Annotated in this window: 18 protein-coding genes and 2 rRNA genes; all 20 read right to left on the reverse strand. The window is 50.4% G+C overall.

Features of this window, described 5'->3' with window-relative positions; genetic code table 11:
- Positions 1 to 112: 112 nt before the first annotated feature.
- Positions 113 to 598: an adenosine-specific kinase gene (locus Q7V48_01325; protein ID MDO9209383.1), complete on the reverse strand. Its 486-nt coding sequence runs from the start codon at positions 596 to 598 to the stop codon at positions 113 to 115.
- A gap of 194 nt (positions 599 to 792) precedes the next feature.
- Positions 793 to 1,746 (reverse strand): dihydroorotate dehydrogenase, encoded by a 954-nt coding sequence (locus tag Q7V48_01330; GenBank protein MDO9209384.1) that lies wholly within the window; start codon positions 1,744 to 1,746, stop codon positions 793 to 795.
- 17 nt (positions 1,747 to 1,763) lie between these two features.
- On the reverse strand, positions 1,764 to 2,771 hold the full coding sequence (locus Q7V48_01335; protein MDO9209385.1) for a dihydroorotate dehydrogenase electron transfer subunit: 1,008 nt from the start codon (positions 2,769 to 2,771) through the stop codon (positions 1,764 to 1,766).
- A complete protein-coding gene (rimI, locus tag Q7V48_01340; GenBank protein MDO9209386.1) occupies positions 2,768 to 3,253 on the reverse strand; it encodes a ribosomal protein S18-alanine N-acetyltransferase in 486 nt (161 codons plus the stop codon). The genes Q7V48_01335 and rimI overlap by 4 nt, the downstream gene beginning before the upstream one ends.
- 17 nt (positions 3,254 to 3,270) lie before the next feature.
- Entirely contained in the window at positions 3,271 to 3,675 is a 405-nt protein-coding gene (locus tag Q7V48_01345; protein ID MDO9209387.1) for a PTS sugar transporter subunit IIA, read from the reverse strand.
- A gap of 47 nt (positions 3,676 to 3,722) precedes the next feature.
- Positions 3,723 to 4,604: an RNase adapter RapZ gene (rapZ, locus tag Q7V48_01350; protein MDO9209388.1), complete on the reverse strand. Its 882-nt coding sequence runs from the start codon at positions 4,602 to 4,604 to the stop codon at positions 3,723 to 3,725.
- Positions 4,605 to 4,692: 88 nt separating this feature from the next.
- A complete protein-coding gene (locus Q7V48_01355; GenBank protein MDO9209389.1) occupies positions 4,693 to 5,154 on the reverse strand; it encodes a PTS sugar transporter subunit IIA in 462 nt (153 codons plus the stop codon).
- 144 nt (positions 5,155 to 5,298) lie between these two features.
- Complete coding sequence (gene raiA / locus Q7V48_01360) at positions 5,299 to 5,844, reverse strand: ribosome-associated translation inhibitor RaiA (protein ID MDO9209390.1); 546 nt, start codon at positions 5,842 to 5,844, stop codon at positions 5,299 to 5,301.
- Positions 5,845 to 5,962: 118 nt separating this feature from the next.
- Positions 5,963 to 7,387 carry an RNA polymerase factor sigma-54 gene (gene rpoN, locus Q7V48_01365; protein MDO9209391.1) on the reverse strand — a complete coding sequence of 475 codons (1,425 nt, stop codon included), beginning with the start codon at positions 7,385 to 7,387 and terminating at the stop codon, positions 5,963 to 5,965.
- A 99-nt stretch (positions 7,388 to 7,486) separates the two neighbouring features.
- Positions 7,487 to 8,218 carry an LPS export ABC transporter ATP-binding protein gene (gene lptB / locus Q7V48_01370; protein ID MDO9209392.1) on the reverse strand — a complete coding sequence of 244 codons (732 nt, stop codon included), beginning with the start codon at positions 8,216 to 8,218 and terminating at the stop codon, positions 7,487 to 7,489.
- Positions 8,215 to 8,772 (reverse strand): lipopolysaccharide transport periplasmic protein LptA, encoded by a 558-nt coding sequence (gene lptA / locus Q7V48_01375; protein ID MDO9209393.1) that lies wholly within the window; start codon positions 8,770 to 8,772, stop codon positions 8,215 to 8,217. The genes lptB and lptA overlap by 4 nt, the downstream gene beginning before the upstream one ends.
- Position 8,773: 1 nt before the next feature.
- Complete coding sequence (gene lptC / locus Q7V48_01380) at positions 8,774 to 9,391, reverse strand: LPS export ABC transporter periplasmic protein LptC (GenBank protein MDO9209394.1); 618 nt, start codon at positions 9,389 to 9,391, stop codon at positions 8,774 to 8,776.
- Positions 9,392 to 9,507: 116 nt separating this feature from the next.
- Positions 9,508 to 10,338: a 3-deoxy-8-phosphooctulonate synthase gene (gene kdsA, locus Q7V48_01385; protein ID MDO9209395.1), complete on the reverse strand. Its 831-nt coding sequence runs from the start codon at positions 10,336 to 10,338 to the stop codon at positions 9,508 to 9,510.
- A gap of 20 nt (positions 10,339 to 10,358) precedes the next feature.
- Positions 10,359 to 12,029 (reverse strand): CTP synthase, encoded by a 1,671-nt coding sequence (locus Q7V48_01390; protein MDO9209396.1) that lies wholly within the window; start codon positions 12,027 to 12,029, stop codon positions 10,359 to 10,361.
- Positions 12,030 to 12,048: 19 nt separating this feature from the next.
- A complete protein-coding gene (gene ruvB, locus Q7V48_01395) occupies positions 12,049 to 13,098 on the reverse strand; it encodes a Holliday junction branch migration DNA helicase RuvB (protein MDO9209397.1) in 1,050 nt (349 codons plus the stop codon).
- 32 nt (positions 13,099 to 13,130) lie between these two features.
- Positions 13,131 to 13,733: a Holliday junction branch migration protein RuvA gene (gene ruvA, locus Q7V48_01400; GenBank protein MDO9209398.1), complete on the reverse strand. Its 603-nt coding sequence runs from the start codon at positions 13,731 to 13,733 to the stop codon at positions 13,131 to 13,133.
- Complete coding sequence (ruvC, locus tag Q7V48_01405) at positions 13,730 to 14,353, reverse strand: crossover junction endodeoxyribonuclease RuvC (GenBank protein MDO9209399.1); 624 nt, start codon at positions 14,351 to 14,353, stop codon at positions 13,730 to 13,732. Before ruvC ends, ruvA begins: the two co-directional genes overlap by 4 nt.
- Positions 14,343 to 15,098, reverse strand: a complete 756-nt coding sequence (locus Q7V48_01410) for a YebC/PmpR family DNA-binding transcriptional regulator (protein ID MDO9209400.1) — start codon at positions 15,096 to 15,098, stop codon at positions 14,343 to 14,345. Before Q7V48_01410 ends, ruvC begins: the two co-directional genes overlap by 11 nt.
- A 324-nt stretch (positions 15,099 to 15,422) precedes the next feature.
- Positions 15,423 to 15,539 (reverse strand): 5S ribosomal RNA (rrf, locus tag Q7V48_01415).
- 53 nt (positions 15,540 to 15,592) lie between these two features.
- Positions 15,593 to 16,103: ribosomal RNA gene (locus Q7V48_01420) — 23S ribosomal RNA — on the reverse strand; the annotation flags it as partial.

Here is a 16,103-nt window from a genome sequence, read left to right on the forward strand (position 1 = left end):
TGATTCCGTTATTTGGATGAGGGCGGGAAGCCGATAAAAGTATAACTGCGTTGGTTCTCCCCGCTTTGGCGTGGACAGGCTCCACGCGAATGTGTGACGGCCTCCGATGAGGTTAGGAAATTTTATAGCCGATCTTGCGTAAGAGTTCTTTTCGCCACTGGACCCCCTCTGGGCCTTCTACCCCCTTGGGCGAGAAGCCATCAATCACGCCAAGAATTCCTCGTCCCTGCGCGGATTCGGCGATAATGACTTCCACTGGGTTGGCTGTTGCGCAAAAGATGGAACAAACTTCCGGACAGTTTTTAATGGCGTTGAGGACGTTGATCGGGTAGGCATCGAGGAGAACCAGCACAAAGGTATGGCCAGCGCCAATGGCCTGGGCATTCTGCTGGGCTACTTTTCTCAACGCCTCATCATTTCCCTCCACGCGGATCAGGCAGGCCCCGGAAGCTTCACAGAAGGCGATGCCGAAGCGTGACTTTGGCAAGGCGCTGACCATGACCTCGTAAAGGTCTTCGACGGTCTTGATGAAATGGGTCTGGCCGACAATAATGTTCGCTCCTTCCGGAAATTCCAATTTTACGCTTTTGAGCTCCATGGCATCCCCCTTCTAATCAAAAAGCAAAATACAGGATTCAGAATTCATAAGAAATCTAAATTTCTCCAATTCTGTCATTCCGAACGCGGAAATCCAGTAAAAGCAAAAAGATCTGGACTCCTGCTTTCGCAGGAGTGACGGATTTTCGAATTTCTACGAGACCATTGGATTTTGATTCCTGAATCCTGCTAACTTCATGTAGGTTGCCCTGTGTCTTTTTTAATCTTCAAGCTTCCCACCAAGGAAGCCACGTCAGGAAAATTATTGGCCTGCAAATATCTCTGAATCCCATCGATAATTTTTAGGCCGGCCCGGGGGTCTATGAAGTGGGCAGTTCCAACCTGTATAGCTGTAGCCCCGGCGATCAGATACTCCAGGGCATCTTTGGCGGTTACGATACCCCCTATGCCCACGACCGGGATGCGCACGACCTGGGCCGCCTGCCAGACCATGCGCAAGCCGATGGGCTTGATGGCCGGGCCCGAAAGACCCCCGGTAATGTTCCCCAGGACAGGAGTTCGGGTCTGAACGTCGATGGCCAGCCCGGTTAGAGTGTTGATCAAGGAAACCGCGTCTGCCCCGGCCTCTTCGGCAGCCAGAGCAATCTTTCCGATATCGGCTACATTGGGAGAAAGTTTGACCATCACAAAAGAAGAAGTGGCTCGACGAATTTTTGAGATTACCTTATATACGGTTTTAGGCTCCGCGGCAAAAATTGCACCCCCTGCTTTCACATTCGGGCAGGAAATGTTGACTTCCAATCCGGCGATTCCATCTACCGCCGATAATCTCTTGGCTAATTCGGCATATTCTTCTACCGTACTTCCGAAAATATTGACCAATACCGGGCATCGAGCTTTCCGCAAAAAGGGCAATTTTTCCTGGAGAAATATTTCCAACCCGACATTCTCCAGCCCAATGGCATTCAGCATCCCGGCTGGAGTTTCGGCCAGACGGGGCGGAGGATTCCCCTTGCGCGGCTCCAAGGAAAGTCCCTTGGTGACGATTGCCCCGAGAGATCCCAGGGGAATGATCCCGGAGTATTCTTCCCCGTAGCCAAACGTCCCCGAGGCCGCAATTACAGGGTTTTTAAGCTTCAGAGAGCCCAGGTTAACCTGCAGGCTTGGATTATCCGTTTTGGGGCTCATGGTCCGTGCGTTCCCTTTCACTCCCAAAGAATATCCCTGGCCTCGAACACAGGCCCTTCCTTGCAGCCCCGGACATACCTGAAGAAGGCCGGGGGTTCGGCAATTATTGGCGCCAGGCCCTCTCGCCAAGAACCCGCCATCTCCTCCCCGCATCGATCCTCCAAATGGACTGCCGCCCCTTGAGCCCTTGCATCTTCATCCTCCAAGGCCCCCCGTAACGTCCTATCCCGAACTTTCACCGCGCAACCCAGGCAAGCCCCTACCCCGCAGGCCATACGGGATTCGAGGAGAACCTGGCAGGGAAGGTCGAACTGATCGGTAATCTGGGCCACCCGAGCCAGCATGGGCAATGGCCCGCAGGAATAAAGCGCCGCTGATTTGTGCCCCTGCGTCACAAGCTCCCGTTCCAACAAATCAGTGGCCAATCCCTGGAATCCCAGACTTCCATCCTCCGTGGCGATTTGAGGTTCTAAGCCCATCCTCATGAATTCCCTGATCCCCGGAATTTTATCCCGGCTCTTTCCGCCGATCAGGACCAGAACTTCCTTCAAATTGCCGGAAGTTTTTGAAAATCTTTTTTTCTTCCCTTGCTCTCTTCGCAGCTGCTCGGCCCAAGCAACTAGCGGAGCAACCCCGATTCCCCCGCCGATTAGAATGGCCAGCGATCGACCTTCTTCTGGCCAGAATCCTTTCCCCAGGGGCCCCAGCACATCCAGACGTTCCCCTTCCCGAAGCTGGGTCATCCGGGAAGTTCCCCGGCCGACGACCTGGTAGCAAATCTCCAGAGCCCCTTCATCTTCCGGCCGTTTTCTTTTCTTAGTTTGGGGGGGAAAGATCCGGAAAAAACTGAAGGGCCGCCGCAATAGCGGGTCGCTGGAATCGCTGACGCGCAACATGACGAATTGCCCGGGTTGGGCCAGGCGGGCGATTTCCGGGCAAAGCAGGCGTAGGCGGAAATAATCGACCCCGACTCTCCGGTGTTGTTGAATTCGCGCTTTCACTTCTTTGATAGGTTTGGGTTTCATACCAAGGCTGTCAACGAAGGTTCAGCCAAGCGCAGCCCCATAACGATCGCATCCTCCCCGCTGTCGCTATAATAACGCCGGCGGATGCCCCAGGGTTGAAATTGAAAATGGCGATAAAGGGAAATGGCTTTGTAGTTAGAGCGGCGCACTTCTAAGGTAATCTCCTTAACCCCGTTCCTCCGGCTGTAATCTATTCCGTAAAGAAGTAAACGGGTCCCGATTCCCTGTTGGCGCCTCCGGGGGTGTACGGCCAAGTTTAAAATATGGGTTTCCGAAGCCACCCGCCAAAAACACAGATAGCCCACAACCTGGTCCGAGTGAATTTCTCGGGCAATGGAAACTTTGGCGAACGGCGTTAACCGTTCCCGCTCAAAAAGCCCCCTCGACCAGGGAGTGGGAAAAGACATCCGTTCAATCTGGACGACTTCATCAAGGTCTTCTGCGGTCATCTCACGGATGTCAATATAGCCTTCTTTCTCCATTCGTTACCTTAAGTAGGTCAGGATTTTTTTTGCAATATTTCACTGGCCAGATTGATATTGCGCTGGCCGGCTTCCTTGGCCAGTTTGGCCAATTCCTTCAGGGACTGGCCTTCCCGGCAATTGGAAATCTTGATGAGCATGGGAAGGTTGAGACCCGTGAGAACTTCCACCCGATCTTCCTGTAGGAAAGCTAAGCTCATATTGGATGGGGTCCCCCCAAACATGTCGGTTAGGATCAGTACCCCTTTTCCAAGATCTACGCTCTTGATAGCGGCTGCGATTTCCCTGCGCAGTTCTTCTACCTCTTTCCGGGTATCAATAGAAACAGTGGCCAGGTTGGAAAATTTCCCGCAAATCAATTCAGCCGAACGAACAAATTCCTCACCCAAGTTCGGGTGAGTAACCAAAACAACACCGACCATAAGCCCTCCATCCCTCTTTCATTCATGCCTGTCCGAGAACCGACCTATTACAGGGAAATTTCCAGGTCTCGATGTCGCCGTCTAACGGGAAATTGTTCATGGAAAAGGTTTCCTAACTTTTCAGCGATGGCCACTGAACGATGTCTTCCTCCCGTGCATCCCACAGCGACGGTTAGGTAGGCTTTACCTTCTCTTTCGTAAAGCGGCAACAAATATGCCAAGAAGCTGTGGAAGCGGGCCACGAAGTCCTTTGTTTCTTCAAACTGGAAAAGGTAGTCGCCAATTCGGGGGTCCGTTCCCGAGAGGGTTTTAAGCTCCTCTTCGAAATAAGGATTGGGTAGAAAGCGGACGTCGATCACCAGGTCCGCCTCCTGAGGGATCCCGCGGCTATAACCAAAGGATAGGAAAGTCAAGTTCATTCTCCGACCTTTGGGTTTCTGTTCAAAGATTTCCCGGATGGCTCCCTGCAAATGGTGGACATTGTAGGTCGAGGTATCGATTACCAAGGTGGCCATGGCGCGGAGGCCAGCCAGCATCTGCCGTTCCTTTTGAATTCCTTCCCTTACGCCACAACCCTCGGCCAGGGGATGGGTACGCCGCGTCTGACTGTATCTTCGAACCAACACCTCGTCGGATGCTTCCAGGAAGAGAATCTCCAGCGGATACCCTTTTTCTCTCAGCTGGCGAAAAACCTCAGGATATGTTTTCAGGAATTCCTTTTCGCGCAGGTCCATTACCAAGGCGACCCGCGAATACTCTCCCAGGGAGGCGGAACGCAATTCGATGAGTTTGGGGAGAAGAGCAATGGGTAGATTATCCACGCAGAAAAACCCCATGTCCTCTAAAACTCGAATCACCGTACTCTTCCCTGATCCCGATAATCCGGTAATAACGACAAGGCGAAGGTTTTTCAATTCTGGTGTTCCCATGCCTAAGAATTGGAGCGGGGGGATATCCGGGTCCAGGATGGGACCCTTTTAACCAGGACCAATCGAAGGAATTTTCGCATCCTCCCGATCAAACGATTTCGTCTTCAGCGGAAAAAAGGGAGTAAATCTCCTCCCCAGAGCTCACCTCCATCAAGCGTTTTCGAAAGACGTTATCTTTCATCAGGCGCGAGATTCGAGCCAAAGCTTTCAGATGAGTCCCTGCGGAATTTTCCGGGGCCACGAGAAGAAAAAACAGGTGAGTCGGTTTTCCGTCCATGGCTTGGAAATCCATACCGGCAAGACTTCTCCCGAAGGAGGCAAGGATTCTTTTGACATCTTTACTTTTCCCATGGGGGATAGCGACTCCTTCTCCGATTCCCGTGCTTCCCAGACTTTCTCGTTCAAGTAAAATTTCCATCAACCGGTTTTCATCCACCTGTTTTTCCACGTGGGCAATGGCTCGAATCAACTCCCTCAAAACTCCTTCTTTACTCGTGGAGGCAAGTTGGGGAATAATCATTTGTTTATCCAAGATGTCTAATATTTTCATAGTTCCTGATTTTTACCCTTTTCTTCTAGGGAATTTCTCTGGGGTAGAAAAGATTGTGCCCAGAGATTGAAACTGCCTAACCAAGCCTCGAGCAGGTTATCGGCTCCTATTCCCCCCGTGCCAAGGAAGGCGGGGCCAAAGGGGTCAATCGGCCTGAGGTTCGATTAAACCGTAGTTTCCATCTTTTAGCCGGTAGATGATGTTGAGGTTCCTCGAGTTGGCATTAGTAAAAACTAAAAATTCATTATTCATAAGGTCCATCTGCATGGCCGCTTCCTCAACGGACATGGACTTGGCCAAGAGCTTCTTGCTTTTGACGACTTTCGGCTCTTCCCCTTCCTCAAAGCTGTCAGCGGAGTAGACATCCATGCGCCAGCTCAACTCCGGCAAGGAAGAATTGGTTTTATGCCGTCTGATCTTGTCCTTGTATTTGAGAACCTGCCTCTCCAACTTATCCGTTACCCGGTCAATCGCTGAAAACATATCCTCGGTTTCTTCTTGGGCATTAATGGTAATCCGGTTCGCTACCAGGGTAATTTCGGCGATATGGCGGTGCTTTTCTACAGTCAAAACGACGTTGGCTTCTAAAGGCGAGTCCATATATTTCTTTAGTTTGGAAAGTTTTTCCTGCACATATTCCCGCAAGACTTCCTTCGATTCCGTATTGCGGAAAGTAACTGAAATTTGCATGCTGGGTGCCTCCATTGCGCTTCAATGCAAACGGGCGCACATTTTTCATCTCTCTGCTTTGAAAGGAATTTCCTCTCTAAAATTTTGACGATCTGCGTTCATCCGCGTATAAAATTTTTTAGATGATTTGCTTCCTCCGGGTTGAAGAGAGAATCCCAAGTATCTCGCGATACTTGGTCACGGTTCGGCGTGCAATCAAAATATCCTGTTTCTTGAGAAGTTCCACCAGTTCTTGGTCACTGTAAGGTCTCTGGGGGTCTTCTTTGGACAGAATTTCACGAATTTTCTCTTTGACGCTTTCGGAAGCGATATTTTCTCCTCGAACGGTATTGATACTGCTATTGAAGAAATATTTTAACTCAAAGATGCCTTGGGGGGTATGGACATATTTATTCGAAGTCACCCGGCTGATGGTGGATTCATGCATCTCCACGTCCATGGCTACGTCTTTGAGAACCATGGGCTTTAAATAGGCCACGCCTTTATCCAGGAATTCTCGCTGAAAGCGGACGATCGACTTGGTCACCCGGTAAATCGTTCGCTGGCGTTGATGAATCGATTTGATCAACCATAGGGCCGAACGAATTTTTTCGTTGATGTACTCTTTGGCTTCCCCGGCGGATTGAACCTGTTCCCTGAGAATATGCCGGTAATAAGGGTTGATGCGCAACTTGGGCATACCATCCTCGTTGAGCACGACTACGTACTCCTCTCCGATTTTGTAAACGTAGACGTCGGGGATAATGTAAGGAATGTTCTCGTCGCTGTAACCCCTGCCAGGCTTGGGATCGAGTTCATTGATCAGTCGTGTGGCTCGCACCACTTCTTCTACCTGGATTCCCAATTCCTTGGCAATCGCCTGGTAATTTTTTTTGGCCAAATGGTCAAGATGGCCCTGGATGATCTTCTGCACCAGAAGCTCACCTGGATAAATTTGCTGAGCCTGCAAGAGCAGGCATTCTTTCAAATCCCGCGCCGCCACCCCAGGGGGTTCCAGGGTTTGAACCTTCTGGATCACTTTTTCCATATTCGCCAGATCGAACCCGGATTGAGCGGCAATTTCTTCCAGGGATCCTTGAAGCAGGCCATCTTCATTGAGGTTGCCAATAATCACCGTGGCTATCAAACATTCTTCTTCGTCGAAATTACTCAGCCGAATTTGCCACAAAAGGTGATCATACAGGGTGGCTTTCTTGGTTAAAAAATTTTCAAAGGTGGGACGATCCTCTTCTTCGTCAACCCTTTTGGTACCTGAAGAAAACCCCTCTGCCCTCCAATCCATGGCTGGCATTTCATCTTCCTCCCGGGTCTCCTTGACCTCGGAAGGGGAAGCAGGAAGGGTTTCATAATTGGTCTCCAATGGTTCGGTCTCGGAGCTGGGCATAACCACTTCGTCAAGAATCGGGTTCTCCTCTTCCTCCTGCCGAACCAGATCCATCAATTCCATCCGCGATAGCTGCAGGAGTTTTATGGCCTGCTGCAGTTGCGGCGTCATGATGGGCTGCTGAGTAAGCTTAAGGCTCTGGCGAAGCTCTAAAGCCATGGCAGACGCAAACCCTCTATCTCGAACATCGGCGGTCCCGCGCTTTGCTTAACTTTCTTCTCCTTCAACCTTACCCTGGCGACCTTTTGAACTCTGAACTTAAAATTGAAATTTTTCCCCCAGGTATATCTCGCGGGCTTGCCGGCTCTGGGCGATCTCCTCCGGAGTTCCGCGTTCCAAAACCCTGCCCTCATTCAGGATATAGGCTTGATCGCACACCCCTAAAGTTTCTCTTACGTTATGATCCGAAATGACGACTCCGATCCCTTTGGCTTTCAAATGGGAGATGATATTTTGGATATCTACGACCGCCAGTGGATCAATTCCCGCAAAAGGCTCATCTAAGAGAATAAATAGGGGCGAGGTAACCAGAGAACGAGTAATCTCGACTCTTCTCCTTTCTCCTCCCGAAAGGGAAAAAGCTCTCCTTTTGGCCAACGCCGAGAGTCTCAGTTCTTCCAGAAGCCCTGTCAAGCGCCGTTCCCTTTCTTCCGGAGAAAGATCCAACGTCTCCAGAATGGCCAGAAGGTTTTCTTCTACCGTGAGTTTGCGGAAAACCGATGGTTCCTGGGGAAGGTAGGTGACCCCCTTTCGGGCTCTCAGATACATGGGGGCTTGGGTGATTTCTTCTCCCGCGAGAAAGACCTGTCCTCCTTCCGGTTTGATGAGGCCTACGATCATGTAAAAAGTCGTCGTCTTTCCTGCTCCGTTGGGCCCTAAAAGGCCGATGACCTCTCCCGCCCTGAATTCCAAATCCACAGAATCCACGGCCCATTTCCCATTATATTGTTTTTTCAGTCCCCGGGCTATTAAAGTAGGGACGGGGTTCACGGTTTTCCCTTTCCTGGAAGTTGTTCACTTTTGGGATAGAGGATAACTTCTGCTCGTCGATCAGGTCCGCCTTCAACAAAACTTTTATCTTCGTCCAAAAGGACAATGATCTTTTCACCGCTGACCATATCCTTTCCTTGCCACACCTTTGGCTGCCCCGTGAGAACAATTTTTTGCTCCCGGTTGTTCAGCACAGCTTTCTGCGCTGTAGCGAGGCGATCCCCCTGATAAATTTTCACATTGCCTGAGGCCACGATCTCCCGGACATCATTGCCTTCCTCTTTCTTTTCATAATACACTCGGGCTACGTCGGCATGAATGGTCAACTCCCCCTGTTTAGCCACGACGTTTCCCGTAAAGATGATAACCTGATTTTTATTATCAGCTTCCAGGGCCTGGGAGCTAATTCGCAGGGGCTGATCGGATCCGCGGATATCCCCTTTTCCTGTTTTCCCAAGGGGAATAGGTTTTTTCTCCGAGCCCCAACTGGATGCCCAGGACAACAAAAAGGTGAGGAAAATAAGGAACGGGATGAACCGAGTTACTCTAACCATTTTACAAGGATCCCCTTGAAGTTTCTTGGGTTGAGTGGAAAAAGGTCGTGGTAACCTGTTTTAGAACTTTCATGCGTTGGCGGTTGAGTTCCACAATTAAACCAGTTCCTTGTACCCGTAGTTGGGGCCCGCTCATTTCTACGGGATCTGATGTCATCAACTCCCTTCTTTCCGCTTGATATTTCAAGCTTTGGGTCTGCATCTGGTACCCATCGCTGGAATCAAGTTTCACGCCGTCAAAAACCTCTAAGGCTTTGGTCTGGGTATTGATCTTTCCCCGCTTTCCTACGAGAACGTAAGTTTCCTGATTCTTTCCGAAGAAAGTTGCTTTGACTTGCTCGAAAAATAACGTATTTTCATCCTCAAAATAACGGACCGAGGCAGCCTCTAATTCCCATTCTTTGATTCCCTCGCGGGTCTCGGTATATTTCACCCGGTTTAATTGCAGGTCAGCGGCAATGGCTGGCTCCTTTACCGGAGCTTTTTTCCCCTGCGGAGGAGGGAGGGTGCGCCAAGTCATTATGGCCACCAGACATAAACTGCCTACAATAATCACTCCCAGGAGAAAGCGCAGATTTTTCATTGACTTCACTTCCCAGCCACCCATTTTCGCAATCATTCTATCACTCTGCTAAGGAGGTGTAAAGGTTAATTTTGGAATACTTCAAGGTCACTTGAATGAAGAAAAGGGAAGACAAGGGATAGGATAGTTCATTAAACGCTCTGCGCTCTGCCCTATGCGCTCTGCGGATTTTTGATGATCCGGTCGATTGCTAAGAGTTGTTCTAAAAGCGGCTTTAATTCATCCAAAGATTGGGAATTGGGTCCGTCGCAAAGGGCTTCTGCCGGGTCGGGATGAACTTCCATAAACAGGCCGTCGATCCCAACAGCCACAGCGGCCCTGGCCAAGGCGGCAATAAATTCCCGTTGCCCACCCGAGGAAGACCCTTGCCCACCCGGAAGTTGGAGGCTGTGGGTTACGTCAAACACGACGGGATACCCCATCTCCCGCATAATTACCAGAGAACGCATGTCGGCCACGAGGTTATGATAACCGAAGGAGGTCCCCCGTTCGGTAAGGAGGATGGAATCATTTCCGCTCGATTGTATCTTCTCGATGATATTGCGCATATCCCAGGGTGCTAAAAATTGTCCTTTTTTGACGTTTACCGCTTTCCCCGTCCCGGCCACAGCCAGCACAAAATCCGTTTGCCGGCAGAGGAAGGCCGGAATTTGCAGGGCATCGAGAACCTGAGAGGCTGGTTCCACTTCCTCAAACCGGTGCACGTCCGAAAGAACGGGAATGCCTAGGTCGTGCTTTAGGCGTTGGAGAATTTCTAACCCTCTTTTTAACCCGGGCCCCCGGAATGATTTCAAGCTGCTCCGGTTTGCTTTGTCATAAGAGGATTTAAAGATAAAAGGAATTTTCAAGGCCCGGGTCAGATCGGTCAATGCTTCGGCAGTCTTCCGGCACAGGGCTTCTGACTCGATTACGCAAGGGCCGGCAATGAGAATAAAAGGTTTTTTCCCGCCGATGGTTACGGGCCCAATGGAAACTTCTTTCACTGCTGTCAAGGGAAGAGTATTCACACGTTCTTTCTCCGCTTCTTCCTTTTCTCTTTCAAGGCAGCGTGAATGAATTCGCGAAATAAGGGGTGGGGAGTGTGGGGTCTTGATTTCAACTCCGGATGAAATTGGCAACCTAAGAACCAGGGATGATCCCTTAATTCCAGGATCTCCACTAATTGCCCATCAGGAGATAATCCGCTGAATATAAAGCCCTTCTCCGCTAAAAGTTCGCGATAATTATTATTCACCTCGTAGCGATGGCGATGACGTTCGGAAATTTGCTTATCCTGGTAGGCTTGGTTGGCGAGGGATCCCTCTTTCAGAACAGCAGGATAGGCCCCCAACCGCATCGTACCTCCTTTGTCAACGATGGTCTGCTGATCGGGCAGGAGGGCGATTACCGCGTGGGCCGTCCCGGCGTTAAACTCGCTGCTATTGGCCCCTTCCAGGCCGCAAACATGGCGGGCGAATTCCACGACCGCCAGCTGCATCCCCAGGCAGATTCCCAAAAAAGGAACCCGCATTTCCCGGGCGTATCTCACGGCCATGATTTTTCCCTCGATCCCCCGCTCCCCAAAACCGCCCGGGACCAAAACTCCGTCAGCGCCTTGCAAGAATGGTTCAACCCCATCTTTCTGCACCGCCTCGGAATCTACGTAATGCAGGTTTACCTTACAGCGATTGGCAATTCCTCCATGGATCAATGCCTCGTTCAGGCTTTTATAAGAATCCTTCAAATTAACGTATTTCCCTACAATGGCAATATCCACCGCCCCCCGGGGATTTTTGATCGCATTAACGATTTCCTGCCATTTTTCCAGACGCGGGGAACGCGTCCAGATATTCAGCAGTTGAACGATTTTATCATCCAGCCCTTCTTGGTGAAAGAATAAAGGGACTTCATAGATGGACTCTACATCCTTGGCTGTGATCACCGCATCTTTGTCTACATTGCAGAAAAGAGCAATCTTGGCCTTGATTTCCGGGGGCAGGAACTGGTCGGTGCGGCAAATCAAAATGTCCGGCTGGATGCCGATTTCCCGTAATTTCATCACGCTGTGTTGCGTGGGTTTGGTTTTCAATTCCTCTGAAGTTTTAATGTAGGGAACAAGAGTAAGGTGGATGTAAAGGGAATTCTCTCGTCCCAGATCTGTTTTGAGTTGGCGGATGGCCTCCAGAAAAGGAAGGCCTTCAATATCGCCTACCGTACCCCCGATTTCAATGATGGCCACATCCGCATCGTCCGAGATGGCGAGGATGTTCCGTTTAATCTCATCGGTGATGTGGGGAATCACCTGAACCGTCCCTCCGAGGTAATCTCCCCTTCTTTCTTTGGTGATCACCGAATAATAGATCTGGCCGGTGGTGAAGTTATTCCGCTGGGTGAGGCGGGCTGAGGTATATCTTTCATAATGGCCCAGATCCAAATCGGTCTCCGCCCCGTCATCCAAAACGAAAACTTCCCCATGTTGGAAAGGGTTCATCGTTCCTGGATCCACGTTGATGTAGGGGTCGAGTTTTTGCAGGGTAACTTTTAATCCGCGCGACTCCAACAGAGCACCGATCGAAGCCGCAGCCAGACCTTTTCCCAGAGAGGAAAGGACTCCGCCGGTAATGAAAATAAACTTGGTCCTTCCCGCTGGATTCTTTTGCTCTGACCTACGCACTGTGTTCCCTTGTTCAGCCATTCCGTCCTCAAGAAAATTCTTAAAAAAGTCGTTCTTGGTGAAAGTTCGGCACGTTCTTTCTCAGATGTTCCTGGGCTAAGAGGGTAGCCTTACGCCCTCGCGAAGTCCGGTCCAGAAAACCTTCCTGAATCAGGAACGGTTCATAGACGTCTTCGATGGTGTCTTTTTCCTCATTCACGGCCACAGCCAGGGTATCCAATCCTACCGGTCCTCCGTTAAATTTTTCCAGAATGGTTAAAAGGATCTTCCGGTCCATTTTATCCAGTCCCCGTTCGTCGACTTCCAAAAGCTTTAAGGCTTGATCGGCCACCGCTTGGTTAATCCTGCCCTTCGCCCACACCTGGGCAAAATCCCGAACCCGCCGGAGTAATCGGTTGGCTACTCGGGGAGTACCGCGCGATCTCTTGGCAATTTCTTCGGCTCCCGAGGGGTCGATGGCCATATTTAAGAGTTGGGCCGAACGCAGTAAAATCCTCGTGAGCTCTTGGGGGGAATAGAACTCTAAGCGGAAATTGATCCCGAAACGATCGCGCAGTGGGAAAGTCAGCAGACCCGCCCGGGTGGTTGCCCCCACCAGGGTGAAAGGAGGAATGTTCAATTTGATCGAACGGGCACTTGGGCCTTGCCCAATCAAGATATCGATTTGAAAGTCCTCCATTGCCGGATAGAGGATTTCCTCCACCACATGGTTCAGGCGATGAATTTCATCAATGAACAGGATGTCATGTTCTTGGAGATTGCTGAGGATGGCAGCCAGATCTCCTGGTCGTTCAATCACCGGCCCCGATGTGCCTTTTAGATTCACCCGCAGTTCGCCGGCGATGATGTAAGCCAAGGTTGTTTTTCCCAGTCCAGGAGGTCCGCAAAAAAGGACATGGTCCAATGCTTCCCCTCGCTTTTTTGCGGCCTCGATGTAAACGCGTAGATTATTCTTGACCTCCTCCTGCCCGATATACTCATCCAGGCATTTGGGACGGAGATTGACGTCATAGCGTAAATCTTCTTCATTGATCTCGGGCTGAACTCCGCGCTTCGTTAGAGGAGATTTTTCCGAACTATCATCCGCCATCTTGACCCAATCTTGTTTGCCCGTCATAATCCTCAACTCTTAGAAAGAACTCTTAAACTCTCCTTGAGCGCTTCTTCCAATTTTATCCCTGGTCTTTGCTGAAGAATGTTCTCCGCCGCACTTTCGGCCTGACCCTTTTTGTATCCGAGATTCACCAAAGCGGAAACGATGTCCTCGGTCATTTCATCCCTTGGAAGATGACTCTTGGGAGGAAGGGAAACACGGGATTCAAGTTTTTGCACTTTTTCCTGGAGGTCCAGAATCATCCGTTCGGCCATTTTACGCCCCACCCCCGGGATGGATAACAAACGGTTCAAATCTCCTGAACCGAGTGATCTTATGAGCAACGGCGCAGATATTCCCGAGAGAATATTAAGGGCTAACTTGGGCCCGATGCCGGAAACACCGATGAGGATCTGAAAGATTTCCTTTTCCAATAGAGTGGAAAAACCATAAAGCTGCAGGACGTCCTCCCGAACATGAGTGTAGGTGTACACCCGCACGGGCTGTTCTACTTCAGGAAGGTCGTAAAAGGTATTGAGGGAAACATAAACCTGAAACCCGACCCCATTGGCCTCTACGATGACCAAACCTGGACTTTTTTGGATCAACTGGCCCCGGATTTGGGCGATCATCCACGTCCCTCAAGCCAATCTCCGGTTTGATCTTTCCATCGGGTTCCGGCGGGAGATTTCTGCGCAGCCAAGAGGCGCAACGAATTATTCCAGGAAAAAGAATGAGCCAAGCATAGCGCCACAGCTAAAGCATCCGCAGCATCCGCCTTCAAATTCTTGGGTGGATGCAAGAGGGAGTAAATCATGGCCTGAACCTGTTCCTTGGCTGCTCTTCCATATCCAACGACGGCTTGCTTGACTTCCAGAGGACTGTATTCATGCACCTCTACACCCGCTTCGGCTGCAGCCAAAATGGCCACCCCCTTTGCTTGTCCCAGGAGCATGGCGCTTCTTACGTTTTTAGCAAAGAAAGGCTGTTCCACCGCCATCAGGTGGGGGGTATAATTTTTAATTTCTTCCGCCAGGCGCCGATAAATGCGCTGGATACGCTGGGGAAAAGAAAGGGTAGCCGGAGAACGAATTACTCCGCTTCCGCGGTAGAGAATCGCCCCGTCGCTGCCCATCGCTATCAACCCGAACCCCGTTGCTCCCAATCCTGGATCCACACCGATGATGCGTATCTCTTTTCCCTTCGGCGAAGAGATTATGGACTCCAGGGAGGGTTTTGTTCTATTCAACACTAACTTTTTCCATCTCTTCGTCCGGAATGTCAAAATTGGCGTAGACGTGTTGGACGTCTTCCGAATCTTCCAGGCTTTCCATCAAACGAAGCATCTGCTGGGCTTCTTTGCCGGTCAGCCGTACCGTGGATTGAGGGAGCATGCTGATTTCGGCATACGTAGGGATAAGTTTGGCCTTCTCCAATAATTGCTTCTTCACCCGTTCAAAGTCGGCTGGTTCTGTAATCACCTCATGTTCTTTATCTGTTTCCTGAACATCTTGGGCTCCCGCTTCCAGAGCCAGGTCCATCAGTTTCTCTTCATCTACCTTATCTTTTTCGAAAACGATCAACCCTTTCTTATCAAACATCCAGGAAACACATCCGGCTTCTCCCAGATTTCCCGCGTTCTTGGAAAAAATATGCCGAATGTCCGCCACCGTCCGTTTGCGGTTATCGGATAGGATTTCCACCAGTACCGCTACTCCTCCGGGTCCATACCCTTCAAAGGTGGCTTCTTCATACGATACTCCTGGAAGTTCCCCGGTGCCTTTCTTTATGGCTCTTTCAATATTTTCTTTGGGCATGTTTTCCGCCTTAGCCGCCAGGATCGCGCTTCTTAAACGGGGATTACCGGTCTGGTCTCCTCCCCCCATACGCGCAGCAATAGTAATCTCTTTAATGATTTTGGTAAATATCTTGCCCCGCCGGGCATCCGCCGCGCCCTTCTTATGTTTGATTGTGCTCCATTTTGAATGACCGGACATCGGCTTGATCTCCCTCTGTTATTTTTTCATCTGCTATTTATAACACAATGACCCACGGTTTGCAAAACCAAAAAAAAATGCCCATCTCCACCCATTTTTTTTAAAGATGTTAGGAGTCTTTTCAATTATCCCCAGAGCGGGGTAGGAAGTTCTTTGGCTCGTCAGTCCCCCTGGGCCACGGGAAGCACAGCTTGTCTTGTCCAACCTCCTTCGCGGCTAGGCCAAGATAAAAATTGGTAAAGAAATAAAGACATTAAATCCATGAAAAGCGAAGGATGACAAAAAAAAACCCTTCTTCGGTTGACGAAGAAGGGTTGGAATAATTTTCGGCAGCGTCCTACTCTCCCGCACAGTTACCCATGTAGTACCATCGGCGCTGGAGGGCTTAACTTCTGTGTTCGGGATGGGAACAGGTGTGGCCCCTCCGCTATCGCCACCGAAAAACAAAAAAAGGACAATTTCATATTTGCAGAGAGTGAACTGAAACAAGGATTATGGTCAAGCCGCACGACCCATTAGTACCAGTAAGCTCAATCCATTTCTGGACTTACACCTCTGGCCTATCAACCTTGTAGTCTACAAGGGGTCTTTAGCTCCGGTGTCGCCACCGGAAAGGGATATCTAATCTTGAGGTAGGTTTCCCGCTTAGATGCTTTCAGCGGTTATCCTTTCCGAACATAGCTACCCAGCGATGCCCCTGGCGGAACAACTGGTACACTAGAGGTTCGTCCATCCCGGTCCTCTCGTACTAAGGACAGCTCCTCTCAAATATCCTGCGCCCACATCAGATAGGGACCGAACTGTCTCACGACGTTCTAAACCCAGCTCACGTACCGCTTTAATCGGCGAACAGCCGAACCCTTGGGACCTACTTCAGCCCCAGGATGCGATGAGCCGACATCGAGGTGCCAAACCTCCCCGTCGATGTGGACTCTTGGGGGAGATCAGCCTGTTATCCCCGGCGTACCTTTTATCCGTTGAGCGACGGCCCTTCCATCCAGAACC

This window comes from Deltaproteobacteria bacterium (assembly GCA_030654105.1).
GTDB lineage: Bacteria > Desulfobacterota > SM23-61 > SM23-61 > SM23-61 > JAHJQK01.

Bases quoted from the DNA above. Each gene is read 5' to 3' on its own strand.
- rimI (MDO9209386.1), bottom strand. From the start codon at position 3,253: ATGGAGAAAGAAGGCTATATTGACATCCGTGAGATGACCGCAGAAGAC.
- Q7V48_01410 (MDO9209400.1), bottom strand. From the start codon at position 15,098: ATGTCCGGTCATTCAAAATGGAGCACAATCAAACATAAGAAGGGCGCG.
- raiA (MDO9209390.1), bottom strand. From the start codon at position 5,844: ATGCAAATTTCAGTTACTTTCCGCAATACGGAATCGAAGGAAGTCTTG.
- ruvB (MDO9209397.1), bottom strand. From the start codon at position 13,098: ATGGCGGATGATAGTTCGGAAAAATCTCCTCTAACGAAGCGCGGAGTT.
- Q7V48_01355 (MDO9209389.1), bottom strand. From the start codon at position 5,154: ATGAAAATATTAGACATCTTGGATAAACAAATGATTATTCCCCAACTT.
- rapZ (MDO9209388.1), bottom strand. From the start codon at position 4,604: ATGGGAACACCAGAATTGAAAAACCTTCGCCTTGTCGTTATTACCGGA.
- Q7V48_01345 (MDO9209387.1), bottom strand. From the start codon at position 3,675: ATGGTCGGTGTTGTTTTGGTTACTCACCCGAACTTGGGTGAGGAATTT.
- Q7V48_01335 (MDO9209385.1), bottom strand. From the start codon at position 2,771: ATGAAACCCAAACCTATCAAAGAAGTGAAAGCGCGAATTCAACAACAC.
- Q7V48_01325 (MDO9209383.1), bottom strand. From the start codon at position 598: ATGGAGCTCAAAAGCGTAAAATTGGAATTTCCGGAAGGAGCGAACATT.
- Q7V48_01390 (MDO9209396.1), bottom strand. From the start codon at position 12,029: ATGGCTGAACAAGGGAACACAGTGCGTAGGTCAGAGCAAAAGAATCCA.
- Q7V48_01330 (MDO9209384.1), bottom strand. From the start codon at position 1,746: ATGAGCCCCAAAACGGATAATCCAAGCCTGCAGGTTAACCTGGGCTCT.
- lptC (MDO9209394.1), bottom strand. From the start codon at position 9,391: ATGATTGCGAAAATGGGTGGCTGGGAAGTGAAGTCAATGAAAAATCTG.
- ruvA (MDO9209398.1), bottom strand. From the start codon at position 13,733: ATGATCGCCCAAATCCGGGGCCAGTTGATCCAAAAAAGTCCAGGTTTG.
- rpoN (MDO9209391.1), bottom strand. From the start codon at position 7,387: ATGGCTTTAGAGCTTCGCCAGAGCCTTAAGCTTACTCAGCAGCCCATC.
- lptA (MDO9209393.1), bottom strand. From the start codon at position 8,772: ATGGTTAGAGTAACTCGGTTCATCCCGTTCCTTATTTTCCTCACCTTT.